Below are 26,455 nucleotides of genomic sequence, written 5' to 3' on the forward strand. Positions count from 1 at the left end.
CTTACTTACCCCCCACTACATCTGAAAAACTCTTTCCCTGCTCTACATATATAGCTGGCACTTCTTTACTCCAATATTTGCGATTCACAAATAAAAAGATGAGTACTAAGTTTAATCCTGCTATAAAAATAATTAATCCTGGAAAGAATGTCGTATAGTTCGAAAAATCGGCAAAACTCATTATCTTTTCTCTGCTTACTAGAAAAGAAGCACATAGCACAAACGCATTGTTTAACATATGAATGGCAATTGGCATGAGTAAGCTTTTCGTACGAATATATACAATTGATAGTACGATGCTAAACACAACTGCGCCCAGGAAATCAACATGTAAGCAAGCAAATAAAAGTGCTACAACGACCATCGCTATACTAGTACCCCATTTCGCTGCAAAACGCTGTAGTAAAAATCCTCGAAAAACAAATTCTCCGACAATAGGTGCGATAAATACGACCATAATAAATTGATATACATATCCCCCAGTACTATCTATAATCGGTTCATGCAAGGCATTCATAATAAAATCTGGTGTAATCCATGCAAAGCTATACATATACAAAATAAGATAGCCGTAACTAAAAATACATAGCATAATTGCGATGTACAAAACTTGCACTAGGTTAAATGTTTCGTTTCTATTAATAAATAATGAAAATGAAACACGATGCTTTCTATATCCGTAAAACAGCCATATTATTGGAAGGATATAAAATATAAGCATATTTATAAAAGATGAATTCTGTATATGAAATGTATTTTCTAGCACTTCATTACTACTTCGTGCTATTAAAATTAATAATGCAAATACAATTAAAAAATATCTAGCTCGCATCGTTTGAAACGGATTCACATTCATCTCCTCCCCATGTTACTTTTATCATATCATTTGAATCTTAATTTTTTGTGAAAGAAAACCTTAAAATTCCCTTAAAAATTCCATAAGTTACAAAAAGATGATATGATATTCGAGGAAATTAGGAGGGATTCATATATATGTATCACGCAAATATTTTACTTGTTGATGATGAAACAGCAATTTTACAATTACTAACTACCATTCTTAAAAAAGAAGGTTTTTCTCATATTACAACTGCAACATCTGCGGAACTAGCCTTATCTCTCATTGAACAAAACAATTACGATTTAATCATTTTAGATGTGATGCTTCCCAGACAGTCCGGTTTTGACATTTGTCCGATCATTCGCCAAAAAACGGATTGCCCGATCTTCTTTCTAACAGCGAAAACTTCTGATTTAGATAAAGTATCTGGATTTTCATACGGTGCCGATGATTATATTACGAAGCCATTTAATCCACTTGAAGTAGTCGCTCGTATGAAAGCACAACTTCGAAGGCATATGAAGCAAAGCGTACAAGAACAAAAAACACACTCCATTTCATTTGGGAGATTTGAAATTAATCAACATTCTGCGGAACTAACAGTAGATGGGAACGTTGTCGAATGTTCCGCTCAACTCTTTCAATTACTACTCTTCTTTTGTGAGAATCCGAACTACGTATTTTCGAAGGAAGAATTATACGAAAAAGTTTGGGGAGCTCCTGCCTATAATGGAGATGATAATACTGTTATGGTTCACATTCGAAAACTACGTGAAAAAATTGAACAAGATCCAAGCAAACCAGAATACATAAAAACAGTTCGTGGACTTGGCTATAAGTTCATTACAAAGTAGGTTAAAGATATGAATTTTAATAAGAGACTTATAATCCAGTTCATTTTACAACATGTTTTTGTCTTAGTTACGTTACTTATCGCAGTAGTTGCTTCTTTTTCTTATTTAATTTTTCTTCTTAATAGTACTTTATATGAACCTAATATTTCTGATTATGATACCTTTACAATCTCCGAATATATTTCTTCTGAAGACAATAACATTACTTTAAAATCTAAGGTAAAAGATTTAATAAAAGAAAAGAGTGATTGGCTTCAAATTGTAGATGAAGATGGAAAGGTCCTTTACAACTTTAATACGCCTAACGATGTTCCTACCTCTTACACAAAGACATCCTTACTTACGTATTTACAGAATAGCAGCAACAGTATTTATAAATTTAACTATTGGGAAATTAAATTAGAAGAGAAACCAGTGATCGTTATTTACGGTGCCAAACTAAAAAGTAATGCTTTACTAAAAACGATACAACAAGGGCATCCTTCTTTACCATTAAATGAATTTGCACTAACTGAACAAGAAAAACAATTAATTTCTAAAGAAAAAGCAACACTGCAAGTATTTAATAACAATGGCGAAGAAGTTTTTTCCTATCCAACTGGGAAGAAAAAAACATTTTCGGCTATAAAAACGGCTCTTAATGAAAAAGAACCATGGAATTATAAAGAAAATACATCTAGTTTTTACGATTCAAATAGCGGTCATCTCGTCGTTGTATCCGCCCCAAACGCTCATTATTATCCAGATGATGAATTAGATGATATATTTACCAAAAAACTTCTAATCGGATGCAGCTTAATCCTCCTTATTGTGTTTGTTTATTTAGTCATTCTTTCAATTTGGTACGGAAATAAGTTTGGAAAGCCTTTATTACACACGATGCGCTGGCTTAAAAACATAGCCGGAGGAAAATATGAAGAACCTGTTAGTAAAAAAGGCAAACCTGTTCGATTCCGGCGCCCAGGTAAAGAAAAATGGTCGTTCCGCATATTTAAAGATGTTACAAACTCACTAGAGCACCTTTCTATTACTTTGAAAAAGAACGATGCAATGAGAAAAGTACTGCAACAAACACGTGAAGAGTGGATTAGCGGCCTGACGCATGATCTAAAAACACCGCTTAGCTCTATATACGGCTATGCATTATTACTAGAATCGAAACAATATAATTGGACTGATCAAGACATTCAACAATTTGGCCATGTAATGAAAGAAAAATCTCAATATATGACTACATTAATTGACGACTTAAGCTTAACATATCAATTAAAAAATGATACTCTGCCTGCGCAACACGTAAATGTTGAGATTAATCAGTTCGTCCAAAAAGTATTATTACAATTTATTAATAACCCGACACTACAAAATCAAAACATTGAATTTGTGCCAAGTTCAAGCAAAATCCAATATTTTATTGAAGAAAAATGGTTCCAACGTATTATCGAAAACCTACTCGCAAACGCTGTAAAACATAATAATGAAACGACAAACGTAATCGTAAAACTTTCACAAAATACAAATTCATTTACACTATCTATTTCAGATGATGGAAAAGGTATGGACGATAAAACGAAAGAACTTCTATTCGAGCGATATTACAGAGGAACGAATACAGAAGAAAGCAACATCGGAACTGGACTTGGCCTCGCCATTACAAAACAGCTCGTTCTTGCTCATAACGGAACGATCTCCATTGATAGTGAACTGGGAAAAGGAACGACGATTATACTTGTGTTTCCGGTGTAGCATGCTAGTAAATGAAATTATATCGACTTAACTACAAAATACGCCAGTAGTAGCAACCTATTAATAAAAGAAGATCGTCCAAAAATACCTTTTGGACGATCTTTCTTTCTATTATTTCTTCTTCACCGGTATCCAAAGTTCAATTTGAGCAAATTCACTTTTATCTGCATGGGAACGTTCATCGTATAGTTCAAACTCTGTAACTCCGCAATGTTCATATCCTGAATGCGGGAACCACTCTGAGAATACAGCATTCCACGTTTGGTGAATAGACGATACCATTTCTTCATGAGGAACTTTCGGCGTTGTAAATACTGCATATGTCGCCGCTGGGAATGTACGCTTTGCAACTTCATTTGGTACATTTTCAAAGTCTGTAACTTCCATTCCAATAATATAAGTGAAGTCCCCTGTTTCTAAATTAAAATCAGTACATAATCCTAGCTCTACCCATTGGCTCGTATCTTTACGATTCGGAATCGTCGTTCCAAGATCTTTTTGTAAATAGTCTTGCCAAAATGCTGGGATATCTTGATGGTTTTTTCCTTCTTTACTTGTCGTCTTCAGCTCATAACCCGCCATTAAAAATTCTGGTTTATTTACAATACGATATTCCATTTGTATGCCCCCTAAATATGGATTTAATTTTCTTTGTTTTACATTCACTCTATAATACATTGGTGTTTCAATTTCTTGTTTTCGATATTCACTTGGTGTCATTTGAAATAATTTTTTAAAGGCTCTCGTGAACGTTTCGTGAGATTGAAAGCCATGCTCAAATGCGACATCAATAACTTTTTCATCCGTATGAGAAAGTTGATAAGCTGCCCGGGCTAACCTCCTCTTTCGAACATACTCCATTACTGTATCGCCTACTAACGCCTGGAATACACGATGAAAATGCGACTCAGAAAAACCTGCAACACGTGCCAAATTACGCAGCGTTTGTTTTTCCATTACATCTTCCTCAATATAATCAATTGACCTTTGAATTTGTGTTTCATAGCTTTCCATCTCTGTTCACCCGCCTTATATGTATTATGATAAAAGAGAATCCTATCCAATTCTTGACGTTTTTTACTATAATTCCATAAAAAATTGTAACTTTTTTATATGTATTTCGTTGTTATGTATGAAGGGAGGGAAATGTAGTGAAATGCAAACAATCATTAGAAGAAATTTACTCAGAGCATATGCAAGATTTATTTCGCTATCTTCTCTCCCTAACCGGAGATTCTCATAGTGCTGAAGATCTCATGCAAGAAACATTTTACCGAATGCTCGTCCATATTGACTATTATAAAGGAGAAGAAATTAGGCCGTGGTTATTTACAATCGCCTACAACGCCTTTATCGATTGGTACCGAAAAGAAAAAAAGTATAAAACAACGCAAATTGAAGAATTCCATTTACCAAACGTGCCAAGTACAGAACACTCTTATTTCGTAAAACATGAGATTGCTAGTTGGTTACAAAGTATATCTTCTCTTCCGCTCGAAAGACGAAATGTGTTACTACTACGAGATTACTACGGATTCTCCTATAAGGAAATAGCAGAAATGACTAACCTCTCGTTAGCAAAAGTAAAAATTGAATTACACCGAGGACGAAAAGAAACGAAAAGCATAAAGGAGTGATACAGATGGGTTGTACAGAGTTTAAAAAACTGTGGGAGAAATACGAAAAAGGAACGCTCACACATGATGAACAAGAACGGTTAGAAAGTCATATTGAGACTTGCGAAGAGTGTGAAGTGCACCTGGATGAATTGCTTGCGAAGAGTGAACCAGTAAAGAAAAGGTTGCCTCCAAAAGATCTTAAAGTTCCATTTTGGAGGATTAAGTGGAAACATCGATTACAAACGGTTGGTTTTATACTAGCAATTTGTATCGTTATATATATGATTGGCGGAGTATTATCTGCCTTTTATTTTCAAGCTGATAATGATAAACGACTAAAAGAAATACGAGATGTTCCTTCTCTTGCACTTGAAGCAACTATCCCAAATAGCCGCGTTATGGGCGTGGGAACAAGTGTAGAAGCTTTCTTTCGAACAAACAGCCAATTTGATTTAGTCAAAACGATTGGTAAAAAAGAAATGCCACTCGGTTCAATAGAAACAAGCAGCTTCTTATCTTCTTTAAATATCACACATAAATCTTGGGTGAATATGCACTATCAATCGAACATCCACTTTGTTCATCCAAAAATAAAACAAGGTGATTATTTGAAAGAAGCATCTAAAAAGGTTTGGGATACACTTGCAAAGGTACATGAGGGAACCGTTGCAGAAGTAGCAATATCTTTTGACAAACCCTACACTTTACAGGAATTAGAACCACTTTTATATGGCGTATTTGAAGCACAAGAACTCCCTCCAACTCCTGTATGGTACGCTTTAGATACGGGACAAGAAAGAATAAACGAAGAAGATTTCATCCTATCTGGGGACGACTTTATAGGATTTCCAGAACATATAGGATTCCTTGATGATGAAACAAAAAATCTGAAAACGCAAGAGGATAAAGTTATTGAAATGATGCGGATTCTTTCTACGCATGAAAAAACTGTAAGTAAAGTTGCCATGCTTCCTGAGGAGCAGCTGAACTTAGATAAACGTTATAAATATGTAAAAGATAACGGCGTAAAAGTATACGGAATGGTCATTACTGGCCCTTCGAAAGAATTATTAAAATTACAAAACTCTCCGCACGTACGTTATGCGACTCTTGGAGATATTGAGGTTTGGAATTGGTTTGATCATTAATGAGAAAAAGGTAGAGCATCCCTATTGGATGCTCTACCTTTTTTACTCAGAAATCACTTTCACATACATCCCTCTTACTGCTTTTTCATAAGCGATATCGCTCATCTGTCTTATGTTTTCTGACACAATAGACGATTGAACAACTTCCCCTTCATGAAGTAACGGAGGATCAATAAGACGTACTTTATTTTTCTGATATAGATCATAATCATTTCTATCTTCTTCTACTTTTACATTCGGATGAACTTTGCTTAATAACGCACGTACTTCTGTATCTTTACATAGCTGCAATTTCGATATAAGCTCATGATCTTCAAGAAGAAAATCATCTGGATGGATTATCTTTTTATGAAGAGCTAACTTTAACGTTTTAGCTAACATATCGTTTCCATAAATATTCATTGGTTTCATAAAGAAATCGATTACCTCTTTGTAATACGTCTTCGTAAACCATTCAGCAAGTTCAATATTTTGAAGAACCATTTTCCCATTAACTTCAATTAAATCATCTAAAAAATTTTGAGCTTCTTCTAAAGAAATATATCCATATGTAAACATATCTCTCAATGTGTAATCCACTCGGTCTGCACATAATTCCGGTGCGGATCTTTCAAGTAATGTCCACTTCGAATCATCTAACAAAATATCTTCATAGTTATAACCATGTTTTGAAAGAATCGCCGGGATTTCCGAGTTTTTCACGACAGAACTAAATATTTCTTCATGATAACTTTCATTTTCGTTATCAAAAACATAATCGATCACATGGGAAAAAGCAGTATGCGATACATCATGCAGTAAACCAGCAATCTGTTCTTCTACTGAACCACCAAGTTTTTTAATTAACAACATCGCACCAACTGAATGATCAAAGCGCGTTACATTCCATTTCTCATTCATTAAGTAACTTGCTCCGGCTTGATGAACCCCTTTCAGCCTTTGCACAGGTTTACTTAAAATTAATTCTTCTAACACTTTATCTACTTTAAACTCACCGTATATGACATCTGATATGATCACTTAAGATCCCCCTTTTCAAGCAGAGTCTTCTTATAGTATCTCTTTTTTCAGAGAGTAAATAAAGAACTTCACTCGAATATTTTGTGCCTTTAAATTAAAAATAGAGAGCACTCAGCTCTCTATTTCACATACCTATTCAAACGTAACTTCCACCTGCACAATCTCAGATCTACTTCCCAGTCTAAGCGGTGGTCCCCAGAATCCAAATCCAGAAGAAACAATTGCGTGGAATGCACCTTTTTGTGCGTATCCCCAGTCTAGTTCGTACATTCTTCTCGTCACAATATGGTTCGGCGCCATTTGTCCGCGATGCGTGTGACCGGATAATAATAAATCAACGCCGGCGTCCGCTGCCTGCTTTAATTCAAATGGCTGGTGATCCATTGCGATAACAGGAAGCGATTTATCTACCGTACTCATTAGGTTTTCAAAACTTTGACGATCACGCTCTGTTTTATCCCTTCTTCCGACGAGATAAAAATCATCTTCAATTGTAATGACTTCATCTAAAAGAATACGAATATCAATCTTATCCATCTCTTGTAAAAACTCAGGAACAGCTCGGCCGTAATATTCATGGTTTCCTAACACACCATATACGCCTAATGGAGCTTTCATCTGTTTCATGATTGGTCCCATATTTTTTTGAATGAACACACCTGGATGATCATCGATAATATCACCCGGCAGTAAAATAATATCGGGTTTCATTTCATTTACATGACGAACGAGTCTCTTTAAATGAGCAACTCCAGACAGTTTACCGAAATGCATATCAGAGGCCATCGCAATGCGTAAACTTTTACGCCCTTCTACTTTTTTCGGTATGTGCACTTCGTACTTTCTTACTACTGGACTATATGCGTTGAATACTCCATACGCAAAAATAAAGATGAACGCAAGTAACACGGCCGATCCTGTCCAAACAATTGCCGTCTCTTTCTCCATTGAAAACTGTAGAAGGAAAACTATAATATCGGCTAACGGCAATAACATAAGCGCGTATTGTATAACCGCAAACCAAATTGAACCGACCGTTCGCAGGAAAGGAAGGAATTTAAACACTTGTACGAGAATGTACGCATATGAAATAAGTCCAACTATGAAAGCGTAATATCCCCAAGATTCCCAGCCGAACACCGTACTGAGCCAAATCCATCCGTTCCAGCCGATGTAAAACATAAGTAGTGTGTATACAATTAAAATAGTGAATATATTGAGATAACGAAAATTTTTCACTGCTAGCCTCCTTATTGATTTCTTCTATTATATCTTGTTATGTGCCTAGAACGTAAATAGTAAGCAAATCAAAGTTATTTTCCTCTTACTTGTAATCTTCCCGCATTATCATACACTTCTCTTTATAACCGCTATATTTAAACCACCTTTATTTTTTGATTTTACACTTGTGAGAGTTAATACTCACATGTATATTTATAATAAAGTGAGCATGAATCCGTTTCAATGACCACATTTAATTATTCGAGTATTAATACACACATTACAAGATTTGTGTATTAAAGAACGGGGGAACATATGGAGAAAATCGATAGAAGAATTATAAAATCACAAAACGCCATTCAATCTGCATTTATAGAAATGTTAATTGAAGATGGCTTTGACGAAATTACAGTAAAAAACATTACAGAAAAAGCAAACATCGGGAGAAAAACCTTCTACCTACACTACCTAGATAAATACAATTTATTAGACAAAATTGTGGACGACCATTTAAATCAATTAAGAGAAATATGCGATATAAAACAAACAAAAGGTTATATAGAAGGAACTGTCATATGGTTTGAATACTTCAAAGAACACAAACCATTTTTCGCAGCGTTATTTAGAAGCAACAGCACATTATTATTTCAGAAAAAGTTACTAACTTTTATCATGGGTGAACTAGAGAAAAAACTAAATACAAATACGTCAGTAAATAAAAACATTGATAAGCATATCGTTTTAAAATTTTTAGGAACTGCTGTAATGGGGATTTTGGAATCTTACGTGTTAGACGAAATTGATAGTGATATTGAATATGTTGCGACGCAGGTTGGGGAATTGATGAGGAGGAATATATAAAAATCAGACATTCATGCAAACAAAGAAAAGCTGCACCTACAAATACTCATATAGGTGCGGCTTTTCACTATTAAATCACAAAATCCTCCGGAATAAACACTTTCACTTCTCTCGGATATACGTATACAAAATCACCTGTTTGAATGCCTAGCTGCCTAAACTGTTCTTTACTAATCTCTGCTTCTAGATACTCATCTGTTCCGTCGCGCTTCAATTCTACATATACGACAGGGCCAACTGCGTGAGAGTATGATACTTTCGCTGGAATTGCATCTACACTTTGTTTCGTACGAGAGATTGATAGATGATGTGGCCTTACGTATCCCACTCCGTCTACGTTTGAAACGTGCTTATGCTCTGGTGCTTCTAGTTCCACTGATCCTACATTTAGCTTACCTTTATGAACGCGGCCGTGAAATAAATTCACGTTTCCTAAAAAGTCATATACGAACGGACTTGCTGGTTTTTCATACACTTCTTCCGGTGTTCCCATTTGTTCAATGCGCCCTTCATTCATTACAACGATGCGGTCCGCAACGTCTAACGCTTCTTCTTGATCATGCGTTACGAATACGCTCGTAATTTGAAATTCGTCATGTAGTTTCCGGAGCCATCTTCGCAATTCTTTCCGTACTTTCGCATCAAGTGCACCGAACGGTTCATCTAACAATAAAATTTTCGGTTCGACTGCAAGTGCCCGGGCTAGTGCGATACGTTGGCGTTGTCCGCCAGATAATTGCGCTGGATAACGTTTTGCGAAACCATCCATTTTTACTAGTTTCAATAGTTCTGTTACTTTTTCTTTTATTACTTCAGCTGAAGGTCGTAAGTTTTTCTTTCTTACTTTTAAACCGAAAGCGACATTTTCAAATACATTCATATGTTTAAAAAGTGCATAGTGCTGGAAGACGAAACCGACTTGCCTGTTTTTCACGTGAATATCAGTTAAATCTTCTCCATCAAATGAAATGGAGCCTCCATCCGCTTCTTCTAGTCCTGCAATAATTCGTAATAACGTCGTCTTCCCAGAACCTGATGGGCCTAATAAAGCGACCAGTTCACCTTTTGGAATATCCAAATGAATGTCTGTCAGCGCTTGAAATGTACCATATTGTTTTGATACATTTTGAATTTGAATACTCACCGCACTCACCCCTTATTGTCTTTTTTCCATTCTCCATTCAATCCAGTTTTTTATAACGAGCGTAAAAACTGCGATGAGTGACATTAAAGTCGCCACAGCGAACGCTGCTGAAAATTGATATTCATTGTACAAAATTTCAATATGAAGCGGCATCGTATTTGTAACGCCGCGCACGTGACCAGACACAACGGAAACTGCCCCGAACTCACCAATAGCCCGGGCGTTACATAAAATCATGCCGTATAAAAGGCCCCATTTTATATTTGGTAATGTAACTCGCCAAAACATTTTCCAGCCGCTTGCGCCAAGTGATAGAGCTGCTTCTTCTTCACTTTTCCCTTGCGCCTGCATGACCGGGATTAATTCACGCGCAACGAACGGAAACGTAACAAAGATTGTCGCAATGATAATACCAGGGACAGAGAAGATGAGTTTTATCCCATGTTCCATTAACCATCCGCCAAAGGCTGCACGAGGTGTAAAAAGTAAAACAAATACTAATCCCGCAATGACTGGTGATACAGCAAACGGCAGTTCAATAAGAGATAATAATAGTTGCTTTCCTTTAAATTGAAACTTCGTAATAAGCCAAGCCGCTGCTATTCCGAATATCGTATTCAGCGGCACAACGATTAAAGCAACGAGAAGTGTTAACCTGATTGCCAAAAATGCTTCTTGATCTGTTACTGCGGCAATATATACATCAATTCCTCGTTCGAATGCTTTCATAAAAATTGTCACGAGCGGCAGTAATAGAAAGAGAGATAAAAATAAAACTGTTATCGTAATGAATAGAATGGGTACAAACTTAGATTCTTTTTTAACTGATACGCTTTTTACTATTTTCTTTTCTAATAATGTTGGTTCCATTTTCTCCCCTCCTATTCGCTTTTCAGTTCATGCCTTCTACTCCAAGTTTGAATCATATTAATAAGTAGTAGGAAAAGGAGAGAAATAATAAGCATCACAGCCGCTACAGCTGTTGCTCCTGCATAATCATATTGTTCTAGTTTCGTCATAATCATAAGCGGTGCAATTTCTGTTTTCATTGGCATATTACCTGCAATGAACACGACAGATCCATATTCCCCTAACGCCCGCGCAAAGGCGAGTGAAAAACCAGCAAGTAGAGCCGGGAATATTTCTGGTAAAATGATTTTCAAAAATATTTGGAAGCGTGATGCCCCTAGACTAGAAGCTGCTTCTTCTACTTCTTTATCAATACTTTGCAGCACTGGTTGCACCATCCGAACGACAAAGGGCAAACCAATAAACGTAAGCGCCACAATAATGCCTAGCTGGGTAAAAGCTACTTTTATATGAAACACATTAAATATTTTTCCGATCCAACCATTTTCCGCATAAAGCGTCGTAAGTGTAATACCAGCTACTGCAGTCGGAAGAGCGAATGGTAAATCTATTAGTCCGTCTAATAACCGCTTCCCTGGAAATGTGTAGCGGACGAGTACCCAAGCAATTAATAAACCGAAAATGGCATTTACGATTGCCGCTACAAGTGAAGTTGTGAGACTTACTTGATACGAATGCAACACGCGCTCACTCGTTATAACTTGTGCGAACTTCTTCCAGCCTAGCTGCGAAGTTTGAATAAATACGATAGAAAGTGGTATAAGTACGAATAAACTCATATATAGCATTGTAAATCCAAGAGATAATCCAAACCCTGGTAAAACACGCTTCTTCCTCATATAACGTCACCTCATCCCCCCTTATTTTTTATACATTTGATCGAATACACCGCCATCATTAAAATGCTTTTCTTGTGCTTTTTTCCAGCCTCCAAATAGTTCATCAACTGTAAATAATTGAACTTTCGGAAATTGTGATGCATACTTCTCTGCTACTTTTTCATTACGAGGGCGATAAAAGTTTTTCGCCGCAATTTCTTGCCCTTTTTCTGAATACAAATATTCAAGATATCCTTCTGCTACTTTTTTCGTTCCTTTTTTATCAACGACTTTGTCTACAACTGCTACTGGTGGCTCAGCAAGTATACTAATCGAAGGTGTTACAATTTCAAATTTATCTTTTCCAAGTTCTTTTTGTGATAATAACGCTTCATTTTCCCAAGCGATTAACACATCACCAATTCCTTTTTCAACGAAAGTTGTTGTTGCCCCACGTGCCCCTGAATCTAGTACTTCTACATTTTTATAAATTTGGCCGACAAACTCTTTCGCTTTGTCTTCACTATTGTCATACTTCTTCAGCGCATATCCCCACGCACCTAAATAGTTCCAACGTGCTCCTCCAGATGTTTTTGGATTCGGTGTAATGACAGACACACCTTTTTTCGTTAAATCATCCCAATCTTTAATTCCTTTCGGGTTTCCTTTCCTCACAAGAAATACAATCGTTGATGTGTACGGAGTAGAATTATCCGCAAGTCGCTTCTGCCAATCTTCTGCTAGTTGTTTCTTCTTACTAATCGCGTCAATATCATAAGCGAGCGCTAGCGTTACAACATCTGCTTCTAAACCGTCAATAACGGAGCGTGCCTGACTTCCTGATCCCCCGTGTGATTGCTTTACATTTACTGTCTGACCATGTTTCTCTTTCCAATACTTCGCAAAGTCTTTATTAAAATCTTGATACAACTCACGCGTCGGGTCATATGAAACATTTAAAAGTTCAACCGTCTTCTTGTCTCCGCCTCCTTCAGAATTACTAGTGGATGTTGCCGAACCACACCCTGATAAAAGAACAAATGCCGACAATAAGACACCTGTACTTTTCATAAACGCTGTCTTACCCCACTGTTTCATATATAAAGCCCCCTTAGTTTGTACAATAGAAAAAGGCACACAATCTATTCACAAAAGTGAACGTTGTGCGCCTTCAGTTTCTCTGATGAGCTTCTATTGTATTCTGTTTGATTTCTTTTCATTTTAATTCCGTAATTCATATGTGTCAACTTGGAATTTGTTTTTTCTTAATAAATTAAAATCAGTGAGGATAGTCCCCCACTGATTTTAGTTTCAACTTTATCTCTTCAACTTATCAGTCTTCGCAATAAATTGAGCTGCTTCTGCGCGGCTTACCGCTTTATCTGGAGCCCAGCCATTATCTGTTCCAACTGAAATGTTTTCTTGGATTAAAATATTGGCATACTTCGCACCCCAATGATCTTTTAAGTCCGCAAATTCTTTTGGTAGTTTAATATTTTCATTTCTTTCTAATTTATATGCATTCACAAGCATAGAAGCCATTGATGCACGGTTAATTAGCCCGCTCGGATTAAAGTTACCCTTATCATCACCTTTTACAATGCCAGCTTTTTCAACTGCTGCGATGTAAGGTGTAGCCCAATGATTTTGAGCATCGCGGAATGATGGCTTCGCATCTTTATTAATTTCTAACCCTAAAACAGTAGCTAATATTTTTGCTGCTGAACCACGATCGATATTTTCAGCGGGTGCAAATGTACCATCTGGCTTACCGTGTACTGCCTCTTTGTCTACTAAATATTGAACTGACTCTTGTGCCCAAGTCGGTACATCTGAGAACTTAGATTTCTTTTCAATTGCACTCGCATCGATTTCAAACTGTATTAGATATTTATGATCATATTTAATTGCTGGAATTAATATATGCATTTGCATATTATATTTTTTCGAGAATTCGCCGATTTCAAATTGAACAACTTTCGTACCATTATTTGCTTTATCTTCAGAAATTACTTTTACATCATGGAATGTCCCTAATTGATTCTGATCTTCTACTCTAAGATACTGGAAATAGCTACTATCTTGCACTGTTAACGTCACGATTTTTTTATCGCCTTGTATTGTTACTTTTGCATTTTTTAAATATGTTGAAGCAACCGATGTTTCATTCGTTTTATCTTTATAAGTTTTTAAAATAACGTCATATGTACCATCTGCAAGTTTACTATCTGCCTTCATTTCAATCACATCTGCTTTTGCAATCGGCGCATTGAAACCACTTAGTGGAACTGCTAAAGTTGCTGCTATAACTAATGCATTAATATATTTTTTCTTAATCATTATCAACATGACCTCTCTCTTTATATGAATATACCTAACATACTCATCATATTGATAATGATTATCAATGTCAAATAAATAATTAAACAAATAATACCTATTTATTACACAAATATGCTTTCCGATCATTTTTAAACAATAAATAATGAGCAGTATGCACTTTTCTCTCTAAATAGTCTATTGAATACGTACCCGATGGATCCACTAAATCCCCAATCGCCCCTGAAAGGTGATCGATTACCTTTTGCAATGTTTCTAAGTTCTTCTTTTCACTCTCCATATTCATTTCATCCATAATGTCACAAATAAGATATTGTACTTTCCGTAAGCGTAATTCCTTCTGCTCCACGTATATCTCCTCCTTATTAGCAATATTACGTTTTAAATATATGGGCTTATAGCTTAACCAATTCTAAAAAATAACGTGAAACTTTAATCAGTAGGAATTTTGTCCATCCAAACTAATCCAGCTTTTTTGGACAAAAAGATATCCATCTCTATACATGTAGTCATAGTGATGGATATCTTTATTTTTATACTTGCAATGCCTTCTCTCTCAAAGCTCTTCTTAACAATTTACCAGTTGTATTCTTCGGCAATTCTGTTAAAAACTCAATGCTTTTTGGCACTTTATATTTCGCTAAATGTAACGTGCAATAATGCATTAGTTCTTCTTCTGTTACGTTCGTTTGTTTCAGAACGACGTAAGCTCGCACTGCTTCTCCTAAGTTTTCATCAGGAACGCCAATTACGACAACCTCTGCTACAGATTCGTGTGTATATAATACTTCCTCTACTTCACGAGGGTATACGTTATAACCACCAACTAAGACGATATCCTTTTTACGATCAACGATATAGAAGTAACCTTCTTCATCCCTTTTCGCTAAGTCTCCTGTATACAGCCAGCCGTCTTTCAATGTCGCTGCTGTATCTTCTGGTGCGTTATAGTATCCTTTCATAACGTTAGGCCCGCGAACAATTAATTCGCCAACTGCACCAACAGGTACTTCTTCCCCAAGTTCGTTCACAATTTTATTTTCTACATGCCAAATATTTGTACCGATCGACCCAGGTTTACGCGGACGATCTAGTGGGTTAAAACAAGTAACTGGTGATGCTTCTGATAAACCGTATCCTTCTGAAACGATAACGTCAAAACGTTTTTCAAAGTTTTGCAGAAGCGCAACAGGCATTGATGCACCACCTGAAATACAAAGGCGAAGCGTCTTTACATCTTCTGCGCTTGCTTCTTCAAATAAATATAAATAATTGTACATCGTCGGTACACCAGCAAAAATCGTTGGTTCATACGTACGACAAATACGGAATACTTCTTTCGGACTAAACTTCGGTAACATTAAAATTGTTGCCCCGTTCACAATCGGCGCATTTACCGCAACCGTTAAACAGAACACATGGAACATCGGCAGTGCCGCAACGACGCGATCGTCCGCAGTATATTGTAAATACGACGCCACATCGCTTGCATTACTATATAAATTTTTATGCGTTAACATAGCGCCTTTTGGCTTTCCAGTTGTACCTGAAGTGTATAAAATAACAGCTACATCTTCTTCCTCTAGTTCAGGACCTTCGTAAGTTATATCTCCAGTTCCTATAAAACTAGTAAACGTTTTCATTTTTTCAGTTTCTGTATGAGTAAAATCTGATGAGGTTTCGCATATGATGATGTTTTCAAGTGAAGGAAGTCTTGTTGTAAGAGATTGTATAACAGGTAGAAGGACGTCGAGTACAATGATTGTTTTTACATCTCCATTTTGTAAAATATAATGTATTTCGTCTGCTGTATAAATTGGATTAATCGGAATGACAGTTGCTCCGGCTTTCATCGTTCCGTATAAACCGACTAAAAAATGTGGTGAATTTCCAACAGCTAATGCGACATTGTCCCCTTTTCCAATGCCCATTTTTGCTAAATTGCTTGAAAACCTAGTGACCACTTTGTTTAATTGGTCATACGAGACCGACTGATCCATAAATATGTATGCCGGTTTATCCCCCTTATTTTTTGCCGTTTCAGCCAAAGATTGAACGAGATTCACACAAATCCCACCTTTATAAAATTTAGAATATTTAAAAATTCTAAATTAATTATATTAAAAGAAAATTAAAGTGGCAAGTGATATTCTATTAACTGCATATACACGGAGCATCTTCTGTTGAATTTATTTGGGAGGATAAGGGAATTCCACTTACCAGCAAATTATTAAACTAGCACAGAAATCATTTTAGGATAATATGCACTCATCTTCTCTCTAAGTTTTTCAACTTCCTCTTTATTTAAAGCCATATGCTCCCCATACAAATTGAGAGCGTCCGCTCCATTTTCATGAATGTACACTGTAACATATAATGTCGGCAATCCTTTATTGTCCTCATCTATCGACAAGACGAAATCTGGCGTTTTACCAACGGTACTAAACGTTTCATTCCTTTTCCATTTCTTATTTTTAAACATAGTTTGTATATCATCTATCTTTCGTTTGTTATCTGTATGCGTAAAATATATGACATTATCCTTCGCAGGCTTTCCAATAGATAAGAGTGTGCGACTTGAGGACGTTTCATCGTTACAAGCTGTCATTCCGATGACGAAGCTGAGCAATAATACGACGTACATTACTCTTTTCATTTCGATCCGCCTCCTTTTGAATATATATATTCCTTTACGAGGGGCAAATGTCCTGTGATTTTATGGTAAATGAAATTATATCGGCGATTTTTCGAATATATCGACCGCAACTCAATTTATATCAGCGATTTTTAAAATATATCGATTTACCGACAAAGCCTGACAACCTAAACAAAAAGAAAGAGGCTGCCCTTTATGACAACCTCCCTCATTTTTAGAAGAATAAATGTAAGAAATCTTCTGTTGTAATATTACCAAAGTAGCGCGCGATATCTACGCCTTCTAAAGCCACAGTGAATGCATCTTTATCAAATTGTACGCCTGTTAGACGCTCTTCAATGTCATGAACATCTAGTGATCCGAAGAAGTCACCGTAAATTTTGCATTCTGTTACTGTTCCTTTTTTCACTTCAAGACGAACGTCAACTTGTCCAACTGGGAAGCGGTGTGAATGTTGTAAGTTGAACTTCGGAGATTTTCCGTAGTTCCAATCCCAATTTTGGTAACGTTCTTCAGAAAGCTTATGGATTTCTTTCCAATCATTTTCTGTTAATTCATACGTTGGAATTTCTGTTTCACCTTCGAAAATTGTTTCTAGAAGAAGTTGTCTAAACTCTTCTGTCGTCATTTTTTCGTTTAAGAACTCTGTAATGTTCGCAACGCGGCTACGGATTGATTTAATGCCTTTTGATTGAATCTTATCCATTTTCACTTTTAACGCTGATACGACGTGATCGATTTCAGAGTCAAATAGTAACGTACCGTGACTGAACATACGACCTTTCGTTGAGAACTGCGCGTTACCTGAAATTTTTCTGCCTTCAGCTAAAATGTCGTTACGACCACTTAGTTCTGCATTTACACCTAATTTACCAAGCGCTTTCGTTACAGGTTCTGTGAATTTTTTGAAGTTGCTGAAACTGTCTCCATCATCTTTCGTAATAAAGCTGAAGTTTAAGTTTCCTAAATCATGATATACTGCGCCTCCGCCTGATAGACGACGAACGACATGAATGCCTTGTTCTTTTACGTAATCTGCATTAATTTCTTCTACTGTGTTTTGGTTTTTACCAATGATAATCGAAGGTTTGTTAATGTAGAACAGTAAATATGTTTCGTTAATATCTAAATTCTTCACACAATATTCTTCAATTGCTAAGTTTATTCTAGGATCTGTAATCCCTTTATTATCAATAAATAACATCGTATCACCTCATGAGTTCCAAACGTAGCCACTATGCGCTAGCGTAATATGGCCACTGAAAATTTGTTTTGCTTCTGTTACTAAATCAGATGGATTGCCTGTATGCGGTAAGTGCGTTAATAAAAGTTCTTTTACATTTGCATCTTTCGCAATACTTGCCACTTCTGTACTATTCATGTGTCCTGCTTTTGCAGCCTCTTGATGTGCATACATATTACATTCACAAATGAAAAAATCAGCATCTTTTGTGAACGGAATAAATTCAGGAATATAACTGGAATCTGCGCTATATACTACAGCGTCATCACCTGCTGTAATGCGCATCGCAAAGCATGTAACAGGATGAACAGTTTTTAAGAATGAAATGGAGAACGGTCCAACTTGAAGTGTTTCTTCTGGGTTGTACGCGATTCCTTTCGTATGCGGTTCATGTGTTAAAGAATGGAATCCATTCTCATCAAACGTATGACCGTATATTGGCAGTTCCGGTAGTTGTCCCTTTGTCACACTCGTAATTAATCTCGCATATTGCAATACCCCAATGTCTGCAACATGATCGTGATGATAGTGCGACAGTACAACTGCATCTATATCAGATGGTGTTATATATTTTTGAAGCTGTGCTAGTACACCACTGCCACAGTCTACAAGTAAACGAAAACCATCGTGTTCAAACAAATACCCCGACGTTGCTTCTCCCGCTTCTGGAAAGCCGCCCCAAAAGCCGACAACAGTCATTTTCATATGTATCCATCCTTTCTAAAACCGAGTAGGAATGCATGTTTTACGTACATCCTACATTGTTAACTATAATCCATTTCCTAAACTTTTTCATTAATTTTCAATTTTGTTATAAAACAGTTGTTGACTTTTGTTTTTTGTACTAATACAATGATAGTAAGAAATGGAAATGGAGGGATTGACATGATCGATCAACCAATGGAGTTTTTCAGAAATTTACCGACGAAAACTTGTGCACACTGTGGAAAAGAAATTGATGAGCAGCACGAAGCATACCATAACAAATGTGACGATTGCGTTCACGAAGAATAGTAGTTTGTGAACATAAAAAAACCTAGCAGACATAGTCTACTAGGCTAATAACATCGTATCCTTCATCGTTGAACCTTTCACCAAGAGCTCCAGTTCAAACTCATACAATTCTTTTTTTCGATAATTTTTCGTATGGATTTTATCCATCATTAGGTCGACAACTTTTCGAGCCATCTCATCGATTGGCTGTTCAATTGTCGTAATACCTGGTTCTGTAATTTGTGATAAAATTTGATTATCAAAACCAATAACAGCGAGATCCTCTGGAATACTCCAATTATGGCGTTTCGCCTCTGAGATAATTCCAGCTGCAACCTCGTCGCCTCCTGCCAAAATCGCGGTAGGATTTTTTTTGTCCTTTAATACTTCATGGAATATTCGTTTTCCATCGTCCCAAGAGAAAGCGTTTTCAAGAAAGTCGATCGCTTCTACTTCTCTACTCTTTTCAGTAATAGCGCGTAAAAAGCCCATTTTCCGCTGTTGGCTAACTACTTTTGTTTCGTTACCACGGCAAAAAATAAGATTACGATAGCCTTGTTCTAGCACATGATTGGCAGCTATGTATGCACCTTGCGCATGATCAAACTTCACTGTCGGAACATTTGCTTCCTCAATATATTCATTACATAACACGATTGGACCGTGTTGTAAGTATGGCTCTACATCTTCCCACGGATTTTCTAGTGAACATAGAATAATCCCATCTACTTGTTTCGTAGATAATAATTGTAAATACTCCATCTCTTTTTCCGGTAAATATCTTGTTTGACAAATAATCAGTTTATATTTATGTTCAGAAGCAGCAATCTCGATTGCTTCAATAAATCTACTGAAGAAAGGATTTGTAATCCTTGGAACAAGCACCGCAATTGTTTCTGTTTTTTGTTTACGAAGCCTTCTCGCCGCAGAATTAGGAACGAAGCCTAAGTGCTTCATCGCTAATTGAACCCTTTTTTTCTTCTCATCTGAAACATATGGATGATTATTAATCACCCTAGAAACCGTTGTCCTTGATAACCCCGCTAATTTCGCCACGTCCTCGATAGTCGACACGAAATTTTCCCCCTTTGCATGAAAACGTTTTCTTATCCTGATTATATAGTATATTATTGGAAACTGCAATATAGGTTCTTATGATTTTACTATATTAATATTATACATAGGGAAAAGTCTGTTAACTGCAGGAAATTACACACTACTTTTAGAATTTCACAATATGCATATGAAAAAAGATGTACATACCATAACGCATATACACCTTCTTACTTAATAAGAATTCTATTCAATATAAAAAGCCATCAATACGTCGTCTCCATATGATCCATCTTCATATTTAATTTGCTTTCTTTGCCTTCCTTCTTCTACAAAGCCAGTTCGTTTATACACTTTAATTGCTCTATCATTAATAGAAACTACGCCTAAGCAAATTTTCTCTAAACCTTTCTGCCCTTTAGCCCAACTAATAAGAAATTCAATTAGTTTCGTACCAATGCCTTGATTACAATACGCCTCCCTAATCCCCATTCCCATTGTGCCTGCATGTCGTAACCGTTCTAGTTCATATCGTTTGAAAACCAGAAAGCCAACCACCTTACTATCTACCTCGTAAACTATATAAAGGTTGCCTTTTTCACTACTTGTCTGTATCTTTTCTCTTTCTGAATCAATATCATTTGGTAATTTATTTGGAGATGATATAAAAAACTTTGTAGTAGTTTCTGATAAGATAATTTCTTTTCTAATATCCATAATTGATTCCGCATCAAGCTCTTTTGCTAATCGTATCACCGAATCACCTCGTACCTTTTTCTTTTAAAAATAATATTGGAACTATCAAACTAAGAATCTCTAAAACGCTCAATATGCAACATTACATATTGAGAATCTTTTCACTTTTGATACAATATCCTTACATCTATATAAAAGGAATGCATAAAATGAATCCAATTTTAACAGCTGCAAAACAACTATTACATAAAGACGAAGTTATTATATCTACTTTAAATTGTTCACTTACTGGCTATATTATTACGCATAAAGTTCCGTATCCGGGCATGCTATTTGCTACTAATAGAAGAATTCTCTTTTTTAGCCAATATAAAAATACATTAATTTCCGAATTTGAGTATGAAAAAATTGTATCTATAGAAACGAAGAGAAGAATCTTTGATAAAAAAATAATATTTTATTATGAAGATGAATATATAACGGTGGGATACATTACAAGTTCAAATATTGAAGAATTCATAGACTTACTACAAAGAAAAATGCAAGACTAGCGCGGGCTACTAATCGGGCATTTACGGGCTGTTGATCTCCCACCTAGCTTCTTTGCTCCAGCCGCATTTTGAGGTGGGAGTTTTACTGCCCGGCAAATAGCGGGATAAAGGGTGGTTTGTCCATATCCAAACCACCTTTTTCATACAAGCTTATAATTATACTTCCCACCTATCCTTACGGTTTAGCTATTTCCTGCATAAACCCAGCCATGCTCGCTAATAAACTAGTGAAAACGAAAAGTACAATAATAAGAGGGATAAGTTTGTCTTTATTTAAATTCGTTATCGTTTTTAAACCTATTCCTAATAAAACGTAATACCAAATATTAAATATATCTATTCTTTGAGCGATTGTATGTAGAATCATATTATCTGTTGCTATTGCACCTAAACCTGTATAAGATATCTCATACCCACTTAGAGAAAATGCAATTAATCCGTTTAAAATCATCCCTAATCTTAATACAAACGAAGCATAAATGATTATCGGGAATGTTTCTTTATAGTTAATATCAACTCCAAAGAAAATCATAATGTTCTTATAGAATATAGGTGCAAAAAGTATAGCTACGATTCCACTGACTGCTGAAAATCCAAATGTAGTAAAGAAAGTTATGTATTTCGGAACAGTAAATCCCGTTTTATCATGAAACATACTGAGTGCAGGATTATTTAAAGAATTCCAAGACATTAAGGCACTTGAAATTATAATAAGCACAATTAAAAAGGCTAGTGGAAAGAATATATTTCTTTGATTCTTCATCCTTTTGAATTGTAGTGTTGGCGAAGTGAATATCCCAAAAATCGATGGTTTTCCAGAAATCTCTTCATGCATAAGACTACTAGCTTGCAAGAAAATTCCCCTTCCTCATTACATTTATAACTCTTCCCATTTCCTCCATACTTCTCTCTCATTTATACGATACACATTATCCTCCCGATCCATAAATCCATGCACGATAAACTCTCGTCTAATCGTACAAAAATCATCATGATATTGTTTTATGAATGTATTAATTTCTTTTTCCGTATACTGATTTTCAGCGTTTAATTTGCTAATCAAATGTTCTAATAACACTAACTTTTTCTTCTTTTGACCTGGAATCGATTTTAAACGATTCTCTTTATCAAAAAAGTTACGAATGGTCGTATCCCTAAATTTCATTTCGCTTTCGGTCATTTTGTTGTCCTCCATCAGTTTTTATGTAATAAAACTTTATTGTCTGTCCTTACTATTCTTCTTCATTCTTTTACTTACAACATCCATAAAGTAATACCCACTAATTAGCACATAGTAAATTACAAGTATTCCTAGTGCATCTTTCATATTTGTATATTTTTCTTTATGAAACAAGATAGGTGAAAGGGCGTAAACAAGAAAGATGATTAGCGGATTTACGATAAAATAATAAGTAAGATTTCCTTTCATCGTATCAACTCCCATGTAATATACTTCTATTCAAATTGTTGCAATTCCTGTTCTTTCATTTAGCCTAAACATGAGATATGGTAAAATTAAGGAGAAGGGGGGCTACAAATGACATTCCACTCTAAAATTGATAAATTTTTCTTATTTATTATCTTTTTTGCTATTTTCACCATAGGTGCTTCAACACTGCTTCCTCTCTTCTTTGATGATGAAGCTACTACTACAGACTTATACATTCTACTATCTATTTTCTTTGTATCTTCTGAATTCCTATTATGGAGTTCCTTTTCTATTACATATACATTCTATGAAAACCACTTATTTGTTAAAGGTGGTCCATTTCGAAGTAAGATTCCGTACGTTCATATAACGAAAATCTCAAAAACAGATAACATTTTAATTGGATATCGTATTCTCTCTTCGAAAGATTGCTATGAAATTTTTTATACATCAGGAGCTTGGAGAAGTGTAAAAATCTCACCAAAAGATCCTGAAAAATTCATATCCGAACTACAAAAAAAATGCCCTGCACTAAAATAAAAAAAGCACCAAAAAGGTGCTTTTTTCCCTACGCTTCAACCGATTGATTCTCAGCAATATTTTTAAACTGTCGTTTGTGCATCCACGTTAATGAAGCAATTGTTCCAAGTGATAATACAACGATAAAGATCATTAATATTCCTATATTTTGCCACATGAAGTTAAAATCACCGCTCGATACAACTGCTTTAAATCCTGATACAGAGTATGTCATCGGTAGCCAAGCATTAAATGGTTGTAAAAACTTAGGAATCAATTCTAACGGGAATGTTCCAGCGCTTGTTGTAAGCTGCATAATTAATGTTATGATGGCGATGAAACGCCCTGCATCACCGAAAGCTGTTACTAAACATTGAATTAATGCGATGAATGCCAAACTTGTAACGATGCTAAAGAGTATAAAGTACGGAATACTTTGTACTTCTACACCTAATCCGAACAGTAATATGACATCTGCTACTATTGCTTGAATAATACCGACTGATAGTAATACGCCGAACTTACTAATAAACCAACTAAATCCTGATTTCGGAACACCGACTGTATCGCGTAATGGGTATACGATAGATAATAGTAATGCCCCAACGAATAAACCGAGCGATAAGAAGTACGGCGTAAATCCTGTTCCGTAGTTTGGAACTTCCGCCATTTTCTCTACCTTTACTTTTACAGGACTTGCAAACATATCATACGTTTTATCCGTTCCTTTTACTTCCCCTGTTTTTTCTGCCCCTTCACCAAGTTTCTCAGCAAGTTCACCTGAACCATCATTTACTTTCACAAGTCCATCTGTCACTTTTCCGGATCCGTCTGTTAGTTTATTTACTCCGTCGATTAGCTGGCTTGAGCCAGTTGACATTTTATTTAGCCCACCATTTAGAGTACCTAAGCCAGTTGTTACTTGACCCGATCCATCTGCTAATTGATTTACTCCACCTGACATTTGATTTGCTCCTACAGATAATGTTCCTAAACCGCTTGTTACTTGGTTTGAACCGTCTTCTAATCTGGTTACTACTAGAGATACTGTGCCTAAACCACCTGTTACTTGACTTGAGCCATCTGCTAATTGAGTGATTCCACCTGCCATTTGGTTTGCTCCTACAGATAATGCACCTAACCCTTCTGTTACCTTTCCAGATCCATCTAATAATTGATTTACCCCATCAATTAATTGCCCTGATCCGTTTTTTAATTTATCTGCACCTACTTTAGCATTACCTAATCCTTCACCTAATCCATGAAACTTACTTACAAATTCGTTTTGCGCATTCGTTAATTTCTTAATACCACTCGTTAAATTTCCCACCTCCTCTGGATTCGGCATTTTGCTTTGCATTCCACTTGTCTTTTCACCGATTTCACCTTTTAATTGTTTTACTTCTTCATTTAATTTGTTTGTTCCACCTGCTACTCCGGCAGCTTTCTGCTGAACTGTCGCCGTACTTTTTGCAGCATTTGTTATAAATGGCTGTAACTGCTCTTGGTATTCTTTCGGTAAACTTTCAATTTGCTTTTGTAAATTCGCAACATCTTGCGCTGCAGTTTTTGCATCCCTTGCTGTTGATTGAGTGAGTTCATTTAACTGATTTACATTTTCTCCAGCTCCATCTATTTTCTCATTTACTGTATTCAATATAGAAGGAACTTTCGACTGCATTTCCCCTAATCCTGCAACAGAGTTTTGTACTTTATTATTTAACTCTTGCAAACCCTTTTGAATCTCCTGAGAACCTTTCTCTAATTGACTTTGCCCTCCCGCAAGTTTTTCCATACCATTTGATAGTTCAGTTGTTCCTGTTTTTAATTCATCTGTTTTACTTACCATTGTGTTCAAACCGTTTGTTACTTTCTCAGATCCACTTCGCAATTCGCCAATTCCTTTTTGCATTTCACCCGTTTTGCCATTTAATATATTTAAACCATCTGTTACTTTTCCAGATCCATCTTGTAATTTCCCTATACCTGTTTTGCCATTTAACGTATTTAAACCTGCTGTTACTTTTCCAGATCCATCTTGCAATTTCCCGATACCTATTTGCATTTCACCTGTTTTGCTATTTAGCGTATTTAAACCGTTTGTTACTTTGCCTGACCCATCTACTAATTTATTAGATCCATCTGCTAATGTCTGAACTCCATCTTTCATCTCCCCAGATTTCCCTTGAAGTGTATGGAGTCCATCCGTCACTTTACTTGAGCCATCATGCAACTCACTAGCTCCATCATGTAACTTATTTGCTCCGTCCGCTCCATCCGCTAACCCTTTTGAGACGTCTTTAATGGAATCAAACATTTTCTCTGCATATGTTTTCGTTAACGTGCTTGATACTTCACTTTTAATTTTTTCAATGGCTGTTCCGCCAATTTGTGAAGATAAGAAGTTCAAACTTTCATTTGGAATATATTCTAAGTTCAATGGTTTCGGATCGTCTTTTAATAAAGTTGTAGCGTTACTTGAGAAGTCATCTGGAATACGGACTAACATGTAATACTTTCTGCCTTCCATTCCCTCTTTCGCTTCTTTTTCACTTACAAATTCCCATTTAAAACTTTTATTATCTTTTAAGTTATCAACGAGCCCTTTCCCGACCTCAATTGGTTTCCCATCAAGTTCTGCACCTTTATCTAAATTGACTACCGCAACTGGTAAGTCATCTAGCTGTTCATACGGATCCCAAAAAGCCCATAAAAACATACCCGCATATAAAATCGGTACAAATAAAACCGCAATGATTGGGATTAATATTTTTTTACTTTTTATAATCTCTGCAAATTCTTTGCTAAGCAACTTATGCCATTTCATAATTTA

28 protein-coding genes are annotated in these 26,455 nt (G+C 36.0%); 8 read left to right on the forward strand and 20 right to left on the reverse strand.

From position 1 onward, the window contains the following. Window position 1 precedes the first annotated feature (1 nt). A complete protein-coding gene (locus tag SJY24_RS24845) occupies window positions 2-850 on the reverse strand; it encodes a CPBP family intramembrane glutamic endopeptidase (protein ID WP_377866546.1) in 849 nt (282 codons plus the stop codon). 143 nt (window positions 851-993) lie between these two features. Here SJY24_RS24845 and SJY24_RS24850 point away from each other — a divergent pair, with 143 nt between their 5' ends. Together SJY24_RS24850 and SJY24_RS24855 are read left to right on the forward strand one after the other, a co-directional pair. Then, a complete protein-coding gene (locus SJY24_RS24850; protein WP_377866547.1) occupies window positions 994-1,695 on the forward strand; it encodes a response regulator transcription factor in 702 nt (233 codons plus the stop codon). 9 nt (window positions 1,696-1,704) lie between these two features. After that, a complete protein-coding gene (locus SJY24_RS24855) occupies window positions 1,705-3,441 on the forward strand; it encodes an ATP-binding response regulator (protein WP_377866548.1) in 1,737 nt (578 codons plus the stop codon). Window positions 3,442-3,552: 111 nt separating this feature from the next. Here the strand turns inward: SJY24_RS24855 and SJY24_RS24860 are convergent, their stop codons facing one another. Further along, on the reverse strand, window positions 3,553-4,455 hold the full coding sequence (locus tag SJY24_RS24860; RefSeq protein WP_377866549.1) for an AraC family transcriptional regulator: 903 nt from the start codon (window positions 4,453-4,455) through the stop codon (window positions 3,553-3,555). A gap of 137 nt (window positions 4,456-4,592) precedes the next feature. On the opposite strand from SJY24_RS24860, the gene SJY24_RS24865 reads away from it, so the two are divergent. Then, window positions 4,593-5,078, forward strand: coding sequence for an RNA polymerase sigma factor (locus SJY24_RS24865; protein WP_377866550.1), 486 nt, complete (start codon window positions 4,593-4,595; stop codon window positions 5,076-5,078). 5 nt (window positions 5,079-5,083) lie between these two features. Then, the gene (locus SJY24_RS24870; RefSeq protein ID WP_377866551.1) at window positions 5,084-6,208 is read left to right on the forward strand and encodes an anti-sigma factor; all 1,125 of its coding nucleotides are present in this window, start codon (window positions 5,084-5,086) and stop codon (window positions 6,206-6,208) included. 42 nt (window positions 6,209-6,250) lie between these two features. Here SJY24_RS24870 and SJY24_RS24875 read toward each other — a convergent pair whose 3' ends face one another. Both SJY24_RS24875 and SJY24_RS24880 read right to left on the reverse strand, forming a co-directional pair. Next, window positions 6,251-7,228, reverse strand: a complete 978-nt coding sequence (locus tag SJY24_RS24875) for an HD domain-containing protein (protein WP_377866552.1) — start codon at window positions 7,226-7,228, stop codon at window positions 6,251-6,253. A gap of 132 nt (window positions 7,229-7,360) precedes the next feature. Continuing rightward, entirely contained in the window at window positions 7,361-8,467 is a 1,107-nt protein-coding gene (locus SJY24_RS24880; RefSeq protein WP_377866553.1) for a metallophosphoesterase, read from the reverse strand. A gap of 297 nt (window positions 8,468-8,764) precedes the next feature. On the opposite strand from SJY24_RS24880, the gene SJY24_RS24885 reads away from it, so the two are divergent. After that, window positions 8,765-9,310 (forward strand): TetR/AcrR family transcriptional regulator, encoded by a 546-nt coding sequence (locus SJY24_RS24885; protein WP_377866554.1) that lies wholly within the window; start codon window positions 8,765-8,767, stop codon window positions 9,308-9,310. A 70-nt stretch (window positions 9,311-9,380) separates the two neighbouring features. Here SJY24_RS24885 and SJY24_RS24890 read toward each other — a convergent pair whose 3' ends face one another. From SJY24_RS24890 to SJY24_RS24935, 10 genes are all read right to left on the reverse strand, one after another. Continuing rightward, the gene (locus SJY24_RS24890) at window positions 9,381-10,454 is read right to left on the reverse strand and encodes a sulfate/molybdate ABC transporter ATP-binding protein (protein WP_377866555.1); all 1,074 of its coding nucleotides are present in this window, start codon (window positions 10,452-10,454) and stop codon (window positions 9,381-9,383) included. 12 nt (window positions 10,455-10,466) lie between these two features. Further along, a complete protein-coding gene (gene cysW / locus SJY24_RS24895) occupies window positions 10,467-11,324 on the reverse strand; it encodes a sulfate ABC transporter permease subunit CysW (protein ID WP_000433837.1) in 858 nt (285 codons plus the stop codon). An 11-nt stretch (window positions 11,325-11,335) separates the two neighbouring features. Further along, window positions 11,336-12,163 (reverse strand): sulfate ABC transporter permease subunit CysT, encoded by an 828-nt coding sequence (gene cysT / locus SJY24_RS24900; RefSeq protein WP_016128915.1) that lies wholly within the window; start codon window positions 12,161-12,163, stop codon window positions 11,336-11,338. Window positions 12,164-12,184: 21 nt separating this feature from the next. After that, entirely contained in the window at window positions 12,185-13,240 is a 1,056-nt protein-coding gene (locus SJY24_RS24905) for a sulfate ABC transporter substrate-binding protein (protein ID WP_071744573.1), read from the reverse strand. A 219-nt stretch (window positions 13,241-13,459) separates the two neighbouring features. Then, window positions 13,460-14,482: an S-layer homology domain-containing protein gene (locus SJY24_RS24910; RefSeq protein WP_377866556.1), complete on the reverse strand. Its 1,023-nt coding sequence runs from the start codon at window positions 14,480-14,482 to the stop codon at window positions 13,460-13,462. A 97-nt stretch (window positions 14,483-14,579) separates the two neighbouring features. Continuing rightward, window positions 14,580-14,831, reverse strand: coding sequence for a hypothetical protein (locus tag SJY24_RS24915; RefSeq protein WP_377866557.1), 252 nt, complete (start codon window positions 14,829-14,831; stop codon window positions 14,580-14,582). A 184-nt stretch (window positions 14,832-15,015) separates the two neighbouring features. After that, window positions 15,016-16,548 (reverse strand): fatty acid--CoA ligase family protein, encoded by a 1,533-nt coding sequence (locus tag SJY24_RS24920; RefSeq protein ID WP_377866558.1) that lies wholly within the window; start codon window positions 16,546-16,548, stop codon window positions 15,016-15,018. Between the two features lie 164 nt (window positions 16,549-16,712). Beyond that, window positions 16,713-17,138 carry a hypothetical protein gene (locus tag SJY24_RS24925; RefSeq protein WP_377866559.1) on the reverse strand — a complete coding sequence of 142 codons (426 nt, stop codon included), beginning with the start codon at window positions 17,136-17,138 and terminating at the stop codon, window positions 16,713-16,715. Between the two features lie 214 nt (window positions 17,139-17,352). Beyond that, complete coding sequence (gene lplA, locus SJY24_RS24930; protein ID WP_000897293.1) at window positions 17,353-18,342, reverse strand: lipoate--protein ligase; 990 nt, start codon at window positions 18,340-18,342, stop codon at window positions 17,353-17,355. A 9-nt stretch (window positions 18,343-18,351) separates the two neighbouring features. Next, window positions 18,352-19,086, reverse strand: coding sequence for an MBL fold metallo-hydrolase (locus tag SJY24_RS24935; RefSeq protein ID WP_377866560.1), 735 nt, complete (start codon window positions 19,084-19,086; stop codon window positions 18,352-18,354). 180 nt (window positions 19,087-19,266) lie between these two features. Here SJY24_RS24935 and yhfH point away from each other — a divergent pair, with 180 nt between their 5' ends. Then, the gene (gene yhfH / locus SJY24_RS24940; protein ID WP_000567010.1) at window positions 19,267-19,395 is read left to right on the forward strand and encodes a protein YhfH; all 129 of its coding nucleotides are present in this window, start codon (window positions 19,267-19,269) and stop codon (window positions 19,393-19,395) included. A gap of 39 nt (window positions 19,396-19,434) precedes the next feature. Here yhfH and SJY24_RS24945 read toward each other — a convergent pair whose 3' ends face one another. Both SJY24_RS24945 and SJY24_RS24950 read right to left on the reverse strand, forming a co-directional pair. After that, complete coding sequence (locus SJY24_RS24945) at window positions 19,435-20,448, reverse strand: LacI family DNA-binding transcriptional regulator (RefSeq protein WP_071744567.1); 1,014 nt, start codon at window positions 20,446-20,448, stop codon at window positions 19,435-19,437. Between the two features lie 225 nt (window positions 20,449-20,673). Continuing rightward, window positions 20,674-21,183: a GNAT family N-acetyltransferase gene (locus tag SJY24_RS24950; RefSeq protein WP_088292310.1), complete on the reverse strand. Its 510-nt coding sequence runs from the start codon at window positions 21,181-21,183 to the stop codon at window positions 20,674-20,676. Window positions 21,184-21,332: 149 nt separating this feature from the next. On the opposite strand from SJY24_RS24950, the gene SJY24_RS24955 reads away from it, so the two are divergent. Continuing rightward, window positions 21,333-21,674 (forward strand): PH domain-containing protein, encoded by a 342-nt coding sequence (locus SJY24_RS24955; RefSeq protein ID WP_377866561.1) that lies wholly within the window; start codon window positions 21,333-21,335, stop codon window positions 21,672-21,674. 175 nt (window positions 21,675-21,849) lie between these two features. Here the strand turns inward: SJY24_RS24955 and yknW are convergent, their stop codons facing one another. The 3 genes from yknW to SJY24_RS24970 are packed head-to-tail and all read right to left on the reverse strand — an operon-like array spanning window position 21,850 to window position 23,103. After that, window positions 21,850-22,527: a YknW family membrane protein gene (gene yknW, locus SJY24_RS24960; protein WP_016128909.1), complete on the reverse strand. Its 678-nt coding sequence runs from the start codon at window positions 22,525-22,527 to the stop codon at window positions 21,850-21,852. 24 nt (window positions 22,528-22,551) lie between these two features. Beyond that, a complete protein-coding gene (locus SJY24_RS24965; RefSeq protein ID WP_016101573.1) occupies window positions 22,552-22,854 on the reverse strand; it encodes a DUF2087 domain-containing protein in 303 nt (100 codons plus the stop codon). Between the two features lie 36 nt (window positions 22,855-22,890). Next, a complete protein-coding gene (locus SJY24_RS24970; RefSeq protein WP_377866562.1) occupies window positions 22,891-23,103 on the reverse strand; it encodes a hypothetical protein in 213 nt (70 codons plus the stop codon). Window positions 23,104-23,211: 108 nt separating this feature from the next. On the opposite strand from SJY24_RS24970, the gene SJY24_RS24975 reads away from it, so the two are divergent. Next, complete coding sequence (locus tag SJY24_RS24975; protein ID WP_377866563.1) at window positions 23,212-23,643, forward strand: PH domain-containing protein; 432 nt, start codon at window positions 23,212-23,214, stop codon at window positions 23,641-23,643. A 28-nt stretch (window positions 23,644-23,671) separates the two neighbouring features. Here SJY24_RS24975 and SJY24_RS24980 read toward each other — a convergent pair whose 3' ends face one another. Next, window positions 23,672-26,449, reverse strand: coding sequence for a YhgE/Pip family protein (locus tag SJY24_RS24980; protein ID WP_377866564.1), 2,778 nt, complete (start codon window positions 26,447-26,449; stop codon window positions 23,672-23,674). Window positions 26,450-26,455: the final 6 nt, after the last annotated feature.

Source organism: Bacillus sp. R86525 (assembly GCF_042466195.1).
Taxonomy (GTDB): domain Bacteria; phylum Bacillota; class Bacilli; order Bacillales; family Bacillaceae_G; genus Bacillus_A; species Bacillus_A nitratireducens.